The 7,543-nt window shown below is 49.6% G+C and carries 13 protein-coding genes; 11 read left to right on the top strand and 2 right to left on the bottom strand.

Annotated elements, in window-relative coordinates; all coding sequences use genetic code 11:
* The first annotated feature begins 232 nt into the window (after positions 1 to 232).
* From AC6F7T_RS01935 to AC6F7T_RS01985, 11 genes are all read left to right on the top strand, one after another.
* Positions 233 to 457, top strand: a complete 225-nt coding sequence (locus AC6F7T_RS01935; protein WP_500716286.1) for a type II toxin-antitoxin system prevent-host-death family antitoxin — start codon at positions 233 to 235, stop codon at positions 455 to 457.
* Positions 445 to 843 (top strand): PIN domain-containing protein, encoded by a 399-nt coding sequence (locus AC6F7T_RS01940; protein WP_500716287.1) that lies wholly within the window; start codon positions 445 to 447, stop codon positions 841 to 843. The genes AC6F7T_RS01935 and AC6F7T_RS01940 overlap by 13 nt, the downstream gene beginning before the upstream one ends.
* A 417-nt stretch (positions 844 to 1,260) precedes the next feature.
* Positions 1,261 to 1,536, top strand: coding sequence for a type II toxin-antitoxin system RelE/ParE family toxin (locus AC6F7T_RS01945; protein WP_500716288.1), 276 nt, complete (start codon positions 1,261 to 1,263; stop codon positions 1,534 to 1,536).
* Entirely contained in the window at positions 1,514 to 1,843 is a 330-nt protein-coding gene (locus tag AC6F7T_RS01950) for a HigA family addiction module antitoxin (protein WP_500716289.1), read from the top strand. The genes AC6F7T_RS01945 and AC6F7T_RS01950 overlap by 23 nt, the downstream gene beginning before the upstream one ends.
* Before the next feature lie 347 nt (positions 1,844 to 2,190).
* Positions 2,191 to 2,511, top strand: a complete 321-nt coding sequence (locus tag AC6F7T_RS01955) for a transcriptional regulator (protein ID WP_500716290.1) — start codon at positions 2,191 to 2,193, stop codon at positions 2,509 to 2,511.
* A complete protein-coding gene (locus AC6F7T_RS01960; protein ID WP_500716291.1) occupies positions 2,498 to 2,809 on the top strand; it encodes a helix-turn-helix domain-containing protein in 312 nt (103 codons plus the stop codon). The genes AC6F7T_RS01955 and AC6F7T_RS01960 overlap by 14 nt, the downstream gene beginning before the upstream one ends.
* A gap of 505 nt (positions 2,810 to 3,314) precedes the next feature.
* Positions 3,315 to 3,623, top strand: a complete 309-nt coding sequence (locus tag AC6F7T_RS01965; protein ID WP_500716292.1) for a type II toxin-antitoxin system RelB/DinJ family antitoxin — start codon at positions 3,315 to 3,317, stop codon at positions 3,621 to 3,623.
* 2 nt (positions 3,624 to 3,625) lie between these two features.
* Positions 3,626 to 3,910, top strand: coding sequence for a type II toxin-antitoxin system mRNA interferase toxin, RelE/StbE family (locus AC6F7T_RS01970; RefSeq protein WP_500716295.1), 285 nt, complete (start codon positions 3,626 to 3,628; stop codon positions 3,908 to 3,910).
* Positions 3,911 to 4,324: 414 nt separating this feature from the next.
* Complete coding sequence (locus AC6F7T_RS01975) at positions 4,325 to 5,344, top strand: Rpn family recombination-promoting nuclease/putative transposase (protein WP_500716293.1); 1,020 nt, start codon at positions 4,325 to 4,327, stop codon at positions 5,342 to 5,344.
* A gap of 448 nt (positions 5,345 to 5,792) precedes the next feature.
* Positions 5,793 to 6,053: a type II toxin-antitoxin system Phd/YefM family antitoxin gene (locus AC6F7T_RS01980; protein ID WP_191153591.1), complete on the top strand. Its 261-nt coding sequence runs from the start codon at positions 5,793 to 5,795 to the stop codon at positions 6,051 to 6,053.
* Positions 6,053 to 6,370, top strand: coding sequence for a type II toxin-antitoxin system RelE/ParE family toxin (locus tag AC6F7T_RS01985; RefSeq protein WP_500716296.1), 318 nt, complete (start codon positions 6,053 to 6,055; stop codon positions 6,368 to 6,370). The genes AC6F7T_RS01980 and AC6F7T_RS01985 overlap by 1 nt, the downstream gene beginning before the upstream one ends.
* 364 nt (positions 6,371 to 6,734) lie before the next feature.
* On the opposite strand, the gene AC6F7T_RS01990 is transcribed toward AC6F7T_RS01985, so the two are convergent.
* Positions 6,735 to 7,013 carry a type II toxin-antitoxin system RelE/ParE family toxin gene (locus AC6F7T_RS01990; protein ID WP_191153592.1) on the bottom strand — a complete coding sequence of 93 codons (279 nt, stop codon included), beginning with the start codon at positions 7,011 to 7,013 and terminating at the stop codon, positions 6,735 to 6,737.
* Complete coding sequence (locus AC6F7T_RS01995) at positions 7,010 to 7,267, bottom strand: type II toxin-antitoxin system Phd/YefM family antitoxin (RefSeq protein WP_500716294.1); 258 nt, start codon at positions 7,265 to 7,267, stop codon at positions 7,010 to 7,012. Before AC6F7T_RS01995 ends, AC6F7T_RS01990 begins: the two co-directional genes overlap by 4 nt.
* Between the last annotated feature and the right edge of the window lie 276 nt (positions 7,268 to 7,543).

The raw sequence follows: 7,543 nt of genomic DNA on the forward strand, positions 1-7,543 counted from the left end.
TGGGAAATCTTAACCCACTACCCACTACCCGTTTTTCCCGCCCTTGGCTCTCCGTTAATGTTTTTTTTTTCCGCTCACCGCTCACCGCTCACGGTTTACTGATTTCATTACCCGTTTTTCCGCCCTTGCTTCATCACTCATCACTCGTCACTGCTTTCCCACTCCCCCTATGCATTGACCACAGTATCACTTTCATTGTAGACTTAGTCACTTGACTAAGGAAGGGTATCAAATGGAAACTATCAATATTCACGAAGCCAAGACCCACTTGTCCCGACTGGTGGCAAGAGCCCATGCCGGTGAAGAAGTCATTATTGCCAAATCGGGAAAACCTTACGCCAAGCTGGTTCCAATCGATCCTGCAACCAAAAGGACGCCCGGAATAGCCAAGGGAAAAGTGACCGCCGATTTTTTTGAAGCGCTCCCCGAAGAGGAACTGGACGCATGGGAAAGATGAGCTTACTGCTGGATACCCATATTTTTTTATGGTGGCTGTTCGACGCGCCGGACCTGTCAGAAAAAATACGGCCGCTGATCAGCTCAAAGGAAAACACCGTCTACATCAGCTCAGCATCGGTCTGTGAAATAGCAACGAAATACCGCATAGGTAAACTACCTCATGCCGATTCAGTAGCCAAAAATGTTCCCTACTGGATTGATCACGCAGGCTTTACCCCCTTGCCGATCACTCCCGAGCATGCCCAGCTAGCCGGTAGCTGGCCGCAACCACACAGAGATCCTTTCGACCGCATGCTGGCCGCACAGAGCAAACTCGAAAGCGTGGCTCTGGTCAGTGCTGATAAGCAGATGAAAATATTTCCGATCCAGGTGATTGATAACTGAGGGGTTATTGGTCTGCCGCTGCGCGGTGTCTGCCGCTGACGCGGCGTCATTGGTCCTTTGTCTGCCGCTAGCGCGGCGTCATTTGTAAAAACCGTGAACCGTGAACGGTGAGCCGTGAGCGGTGAAAATCATTAGTGAACGGTAAACAGTGAACGGTGAGCGGTGAAAACCTTTAGTGAACGGTAAACAGTCAGCGGTGAGCGGTGCTGGAAAGGCGGTTTACTGATTTCCCACTACCCACTACCCACTACCCACTACCCGTTTTCCCCGCCCTTGACTCTCCGCTAATGTTTTTTTCCGCTTACTGCTCACCGCTCACGGTTCACTGCTTTCCCACTCCCCACTCCCTACTCCCTACTACCCACTTCACATCACTTAACGGTTGACGTTTAACGCTTTCCGTTATACCATGTTTCCATGATACGAAACTTCAAGTGCAAGCAGACGCAATCCCTTTATGAGGGTGGAAAACCAAAGCAGTTCAGATCTTTTCAGGCACAAGCTGAACGCAAGTTGCAGATGCTTGACAATGCTGTTGAGCTGCTTGATTTACGCTCACCTCCAGGAAACATGCTGGAAAAACTCAGTGGTGATCGATCAGGGCAGTACAGCATCAGAATCAACAAACAGTGGCGCATATGTTTTGTGTGGTTGGAGGAGCCGACTGAAGTTGAAATTAGCGATTATCACTAAAAAGGAGCAACTAATGAATAACATGAGACCTATTCACCCTGGTGAAATCATAAGGGAAGAATATCTCCAGCCTTTGGGCATGAGCGCCAATGCGCTGGCAACCGCTTTGCGTGTTTCCGCTCCACGGATCAACGATATTGTGCGTGAAAAACGCGGGATAAGTGTTGACACCGCCCTCAGACTGGCAAGGTACTTCAACACCACAGCGCAGTTCTGGATGAACCTGCAAACCAGCTATGATTTGAAAGTAGCGCAACAAAACATGGAGACCATTCAGCAAGAAGTTCTGCCCCTGCGAGTTGCGTAATTGAATATAAAAGGGGCTAGGAACTGGGGATTAGGAACTGAGGACTGGGAAATCTTAACCCACTACCCACTACCCGCTTTTCCCGCCCTTTCCTCTCCGTTAATGTTTTTCCGCTCACCGCTCACGGCTCACGGCTCACGGCTCACGGCTCACGGCTCACTGATTCCCCACTCCCCGAAGACTATCTGTAAATATCAAAATAACCTGCCAGTTTTTATCAACTCAATGTGGGAACTTACACTGCGTAGATCAAATGGACTCTATTCGCGATAGATGTAAATATTTTCTTCTTTAATCCTTGACGTGAGAAGCCTTGATATTGTACGTCAATGACGTATAGTTCTAGCATGATCATATTTATTGAATCCCCACTTTTTACCAAACAGGTACATGACTACCTGAGCGATGAAGAATATGCCGCATTTCAGGCGTTTCTGGCTGCATCTCCTGATGCGGGGGATATGGTGAAAGGAGCAGGAGGGATTCGTAAGATCCGTTGGAAACGGCAGGGGGGTGGAAAGAGCGGCGGCGTGCGTATCATGTACTATGCGCGCCTGCAGTCCGGCGAGATATGGCTTCTGTTAATCTACGCAAAAAGCGCCGTTGACAGTATCCCCGGACATATCCTCAAAGCCCTGAAAGAGGAGATTGAACATGACTTTAAATGATAAAGAATTACTCGATCGTGATGCCAATCGAAATGTTGGCGAGGAACTGCTGCAGGCCATTCGGGACATAAAATCCGGGAAAATGGGCAGAACTTATTCCGTCGATGTCTCACCTATCGCTGAAGCCCGGCACAAACTCGATCTTTCTCAGACTGAGTTTGCCAAGATTCTCGGGGTACCACTGCGGACACTGCAGGAGTGGGAACAGGGGCGTCGTCAACCTTCCGGCGCTGCAAAATCTCTGATCGCTATTGCGATAAAACGCCCAGATGTCCTAAAAGAAATTCTGGCGGCGTAAGAATATACCGCTAACGCGGGGGCTGCCGCTTCGCGGTGTCTACCGCTGCGCGGTGTCCTTAGTCCCTGGTCAGCCGCTAACGCGGCGTCATTTGTAAAAAACCGTGAACCGTGAACGGTGAGCCGTGAGCGGTAACTGCTTATCATAATCTATTTCGCGCCCGTTCGCTTTGCTCTCTCATGCCCGCAAAGGACGCCAAGAAAAGCACAAACCGAAAGACCTATAGTTTAAAAGCCTTACCCCAAAAACGGTTTTCTATTTTTCTCTGCGATCTCTGCGATCTCTGCGCGAGGCCGGTTTTCATGACTTGTCTCTCGCCCGTTCGCTTTGCTCTCTCACGACGCTACGAGGTCAAATTCTATTCTCTGCTTCTGGTTTAAGTTTTATCCGCTCACCGCTCATCACTCACCGCTCACGGTTCACTGGTTCCCCACTCCCCGCTTCTTGATTCTGTAATGCATTTGAACTACAATAAAGGTATCTACTTACCAAGGAGGATCATTTTATGGCTGCCAATGCACTTGTGCAAACTCGCGTCGATGCTGCTATCAAAGATCGAGCAGCGGCGATATTGGAAAACATGGGACTGACAGTCTCGGATGCTGTCCGAATCCTGTTGACTCGCGTAGCGAATGAAGGCGAATTGCCCCCCGGCTTCACAACGGATCCGGCCACCCACGACGCCTGGTTCAAGGCAAAGGTACAAGAAGCACTTGCCGACTCACGCCCCTCGGTGCCGAATGATCAGGTTGAAAGTCATTTTTCAGGAAGACGCGCCGCAGCCTTACGTAAGTGTGAGGAAAAGCGGCCGTGAAGATGGAATGGACTCTATTCGCGATAGAAGACCGAAACAAAATCTTTGATTATATTGAACAAGACAATCCACGTGCCGCTATTATTCTAGATGAACATATTGAAGAGCAAACAAAAATACTCCTGCAATTTCCAAATTGCGGCCGGCCAGGTCGCGTTGCAGGGACACGCGAGCTGATCATTTCCAAGACTCCATACATTGTCACTTATCGCGTCAACGGAAATATTGTTCGCATTCTGCGCGTATTACATTGTGCACTATTATGGCCTGAAGATATTTTAGATTAATGAAGTCTTTCATCGCGGTGAAAACCTTTAAACCGTAAGCGGTTAGGGTCAAATGCTTCAACCCCAGGGACTGGGGATTAGGGACTGGGGCCTGGGTAGAAATCATTAAATCAACTCCCTACTACCTATTCCCGACTACCAGTTTTTTAAGCCGTTGACCTTCACCGCGTCATCTTTGCCGTTGACTTTTACCGTGTCAAAAAGCCCTTATAGATTTTCATAGATTCTGATCGCGGCTAGAAATTGCCCTTCATGGTTTCATTCCAATTTCACTTCATCAATCACAATCACCCGCCGCTCTACCTGCTCAACCACAAACAACCCCAACCCACCAACACGGGTTAAATCAAGCTGGCGGTGCGTTGAATTTTTTTTATTGCTCTGTTGCTTTTTCAGTGACTATACTCGGTTCCTATGGAGACACCTATTCATAATCCACATGACAGTTTTGTGCGCAAGGTGCTGGAAGACCCGAAAGTCGCCTGCGATCTACTTCAACACGAACTGCCCCCGCTGCTTGCCGGTCAACTCGACTTATCAACCCTGGAGCGGTTGCCCGGCAGCTATGTCAGCAAGGCGCTGCACCAGACCTACAGTGACATGGTCTTTCGGGTGCAGCTTATAAACAGCGAGCGCAGTGCCTACATCTATACCCTGTTCGAGCACAAGAGCCAGCCGGATGACTGGTGCAGTTTGCAACTGCTCAAGTACATGGCGGCCCAGTGGGAGAGCCACCACCGCCACCATCCGCAAAAGAAGCTACCACCGATTATTCCGATTGTTCTTTATCATGGCCGGCAGGGTTGGCGGCGGCGGAATCTGGTCGATCTGCTTGATCTGGACGATCCATCCGTCATGGGCTCTTACACGCCCAGGTTCGACTATGTCCTCTGGGACGTGGCGCAGATGGATCGACAGAAGCTGGAACTGAGCCTGGAAACCCGCGCCTTTCTTGATCTGCTCTATCACATCCAGCGGCGCAGTCTGATCGACGCTCTGCCTAAGATTGCTGCCTGCCTCGCTCAGGCCACCGACACCCGGGCGACGCTGCTGGAAAAGATTGAAACCTACCTGCGTTACGCGATATACTGCAACGTCTACATTGACGAACAGGTGATCGAAGACAGTCTCGATGCCAGCAACACCAGGGAGGATCTGATGCCGACACTCGCACAAAAATGGTTTGATGAGGGACGTCAGCAAGGCGTGCAGCAGGGTTTACAACAAGGCGTGCAACAAGGTGTGCAGCAAGGCCAGCACAGCGGTCAGGTGCAGTTGCTGCGCCGGTTGCTGCTAAGTCGCTTCGGCAGTATTCCCGCCAGCGTGGAGAAGCGCATCAAAAACGCAACCGAGGCCGAGCTACAGCATTTTGCCACCAACATTTTCGATGCCGCAACTGCCCAGGAGGTGGTTGAGAAAACAAAAAACACCTGATCCTTCAGTTTTTAGGGGTTTTAAAACAACAAGAAAGATCTGCCGTTGACCTTCACCGCGTCATCTTTGCCGTTGACTTTTACCGTGTCAAAAAGCCCTTATAGATTTTCATAGATTCTGATCGCGGCTAGAAAATGAGAATTCAAAGCTCTCAATCCTCGCCACAATGAAAATCTATCAAAGTCTATAGGGTCCAAAACTTTGAACCTTTTTTTATCGCGGTGAAAACCTTTGAACCGTACGGCGGTTAGAGTCAAATTTTTCAAACCCAGGTACTGGGGATTAGGGACTGGGGATTAGGGACTGGGGACTGGGGACTGGGTGAAAGCATTTATCCTATTTCCAACTACCTACTTCCGAGTACCAACTTCCCAACGATTAAATTGACAGATTCAATACTAATCACCTAAAATAATCAAATCGACCGATTCAGAAAGGATAACCTATAATGGATACCCTAACGGCCAATGAAGCAAAAACCCATTTTGGTGATCTGTTGTTAAAAGCACAGAGAGCCCCGGTGCATATCAACAAGAATGGAAAACCTGTTGCCGTGGTCATTTCGGCTGAGGAATATGCAAGTATTGAGGCGCTCAAGTTACGCTTATTGCAATCAAGAGCAATGCAGGCCAGGGCAGATATAGCTGCTGGCAATTTGGTCGATGGTGAATCATTTTTTGATCAACTACAAGCGGGCAATAGCGATTGATGCCATCTCCAACGTACCGCTTAACACCTGAGGCTCAAGCTGACCTGATAGAAATTCGCCGGTACACACTGCAAGAATGGGGGATCGTACAGGCTGGAAAATACATATCGGATCTGCGAAAAACCATGAATCTCCTTGCTGAAGCGCCCTCTTTGGGGAAACTCAGGCCTGAGGTAGGGACAAATGTGATGAGCTTTCCTCATGTAAGTCATGTTGTTTACTATATCGTAGACGAACAACAAGTCGTCATATTTGGCGTACTGCACAAAACAATGGTGCCGCTCAAGCACCTGATGGAACGCAGGGAAATTTATTAGCCGCTAACGCGGTGTCATTTGTTAAAAAAAGTGAACCGTGAACAGTGAGCGGTGAGCGGTGAAAACCTTTAGTGAACGGTGAGCGGTGAGCGGTGAGCGGTAAAATCTTTAGATCAAAGGCCGGGCGGGCACAGGGACCCGCCCCTACGGTTTTCCTACTACTTACTACCTACTACCCGTTTTCCCCGCCCTTTCCTCTCCGTCTCTCCGTTAATGTTTTTTTCCGCTCACCGCTCACCGCTCACTGCTCACCGCTCACGGTTCATTGCTCACTGCTCACCGCTCACGGTTCATTGCTCACTGCTCACTGCTCACTGCTCACGGCTCACCGCTCACCGCTCACTGATTCCCCACTCCCCGCAGACTATCTGTAAACATCATCATGGCTGCCGACATCCACCAGCAACAGTGAATTGCCCTGAATAATCATTTCAAGGGTGATGCGGTAACTGAAATTAATCGAGACCGAATGCAAACCGGCGAGCCCGCCCTTAAGCCGATGCAGACGCAATGACGGGTGAAAGGGATTCACTTCAAGCAATTGAAGCGTTTTTTCGTACTGAAGGGCCAGGTCCGGATGTTTTTTCAGGAAACGGGCTGCACGTCTATTATAGCCCGGGGTATAGATGATCTGATAATTCATACGTCCAGCTGACGGATACGCGCCATGTGGTCAGCAACCGACTCAACAATCCCCTGCCCCTCGGCAAGCTCACGTTGTGCCTGATAATAGGCGGCTTCCAATTCGCAAACACGAAGCTTATTATAGGTGTCAATATCCATCACCACATACCGTTCCCGTCCACGAACCGAGATCATCGCTTCGTCCTGGTGTTTAAGCGCCTCATGAATCGAGGCCACGCCACGGGTCTTTAATTCATTTGCCGTAATCGACATAACCGCACTCCCTATAGAACGTTAAACAGCACGATTAATAATACCAGGCAGGCTAAAAAAAGTGAACGGTAAACAGTGAACCGTGAACAGTTTTTAGTTGGGGACAGTACTGGGGACTGGGGACTGGGAAATCTTAACCCACTCCCTACTACCCTTTTTCCCCGCCCTTGGCTCTCCGTTAATGTTTTTTTCCGCTCACCGCTCACCGCTCACCGCTCACCGCTCACCGCTCACGGTTCACTGATACCCCACTACCCACTACCCACTACCCACTAC

This window comes from Pelovirga sp., assembly GCF_059864205.1.

Bases quoted from the DNA above. Each gene is read 5' to 3' on its own strand.
- AC6F7T_RS01960 (WP_500716291.1), top strand. From the start codon at position 2,498: ATGACTTTAAATGATAAAGAATTACTCGATCGTGATGCCAATCGAAAT.
- AC6F7T_RS01945 (WP_500716288.1), top strand. From the start codon at position 1,261: ATGATACGAAACTTCAAGTGCAAGCAGACGCAATCCCTTTATGAGGGT.
- AC6F7T_RS01955 (WP_500716290.1), top strand. From the start codon at position 2,191: ATGATCATATTTATTGAATCCCCACTTTTTACCAAACAGGTACATGAC.
- AC6F7T_RS01980 (WP_191153591.1), top strand. From the start codon at position 5,793: ATGGATACCCTAACGGCCAATGAAGCAAAAACCCATTTTGGTGATCTG.
- AC6F7T_RS01940 (WP_500716287.1), top strand. From the start codon at position 445: ATGGGAAAGATGAGCTTACTGCTGGATACCCATATTTTTTTATGGTGG.
- AC6F7T_RS01990 (WP_191153592.1), bottom strand. From the start codon at position 7,013: ATGAATTATCAGATCATCTATACCCCGGGCTATAATAGACGTGCAGCC.
- AC6F7T_RS01970 (WP_500716295.1), top strand. From the start codon at position 3,626: ATGGAATGGACTCTATTCGCGATAGAAGACCGAAACAAAATCTTTGAT.
- AC6F7T_RS01995 (WP_500716294.1), bottom strand. From the start codon at position 7,267: ATGTCGATTACGGCAAATGAATTAAAGACCCGTGGCGTGGCCTCGATT.
- AC6F7T_RS01965 (WP_500716292.1), top strand. From the start codon at position 3,315: ATGGCTGCCAATGCACTTGTGCAAACTCGCGTCGATGCTGCTATCAAA.
- AC6F7T_RS01975 (WP_500716293.1), top strand. From the start codon at position 4,325: ATGGAGACACCTATTCATAATCCACATGACAGTTTTGTGCGCAAGGTG.
- AC6F7T_RS01985 (WP_500716296.1), top strand. From the start codon at position 6,053: ATGCCATCTCCAACGTACCGCTTAACACCTGAGGCTCAAGCTGACCTG.
- AC6F7T_RS01935 (WP_500716286.1), top strand. From the start codon at position 233: ATGGAAACTATCAATATTCACGAAGCCAAGACCCACTTGTCCCGACTG.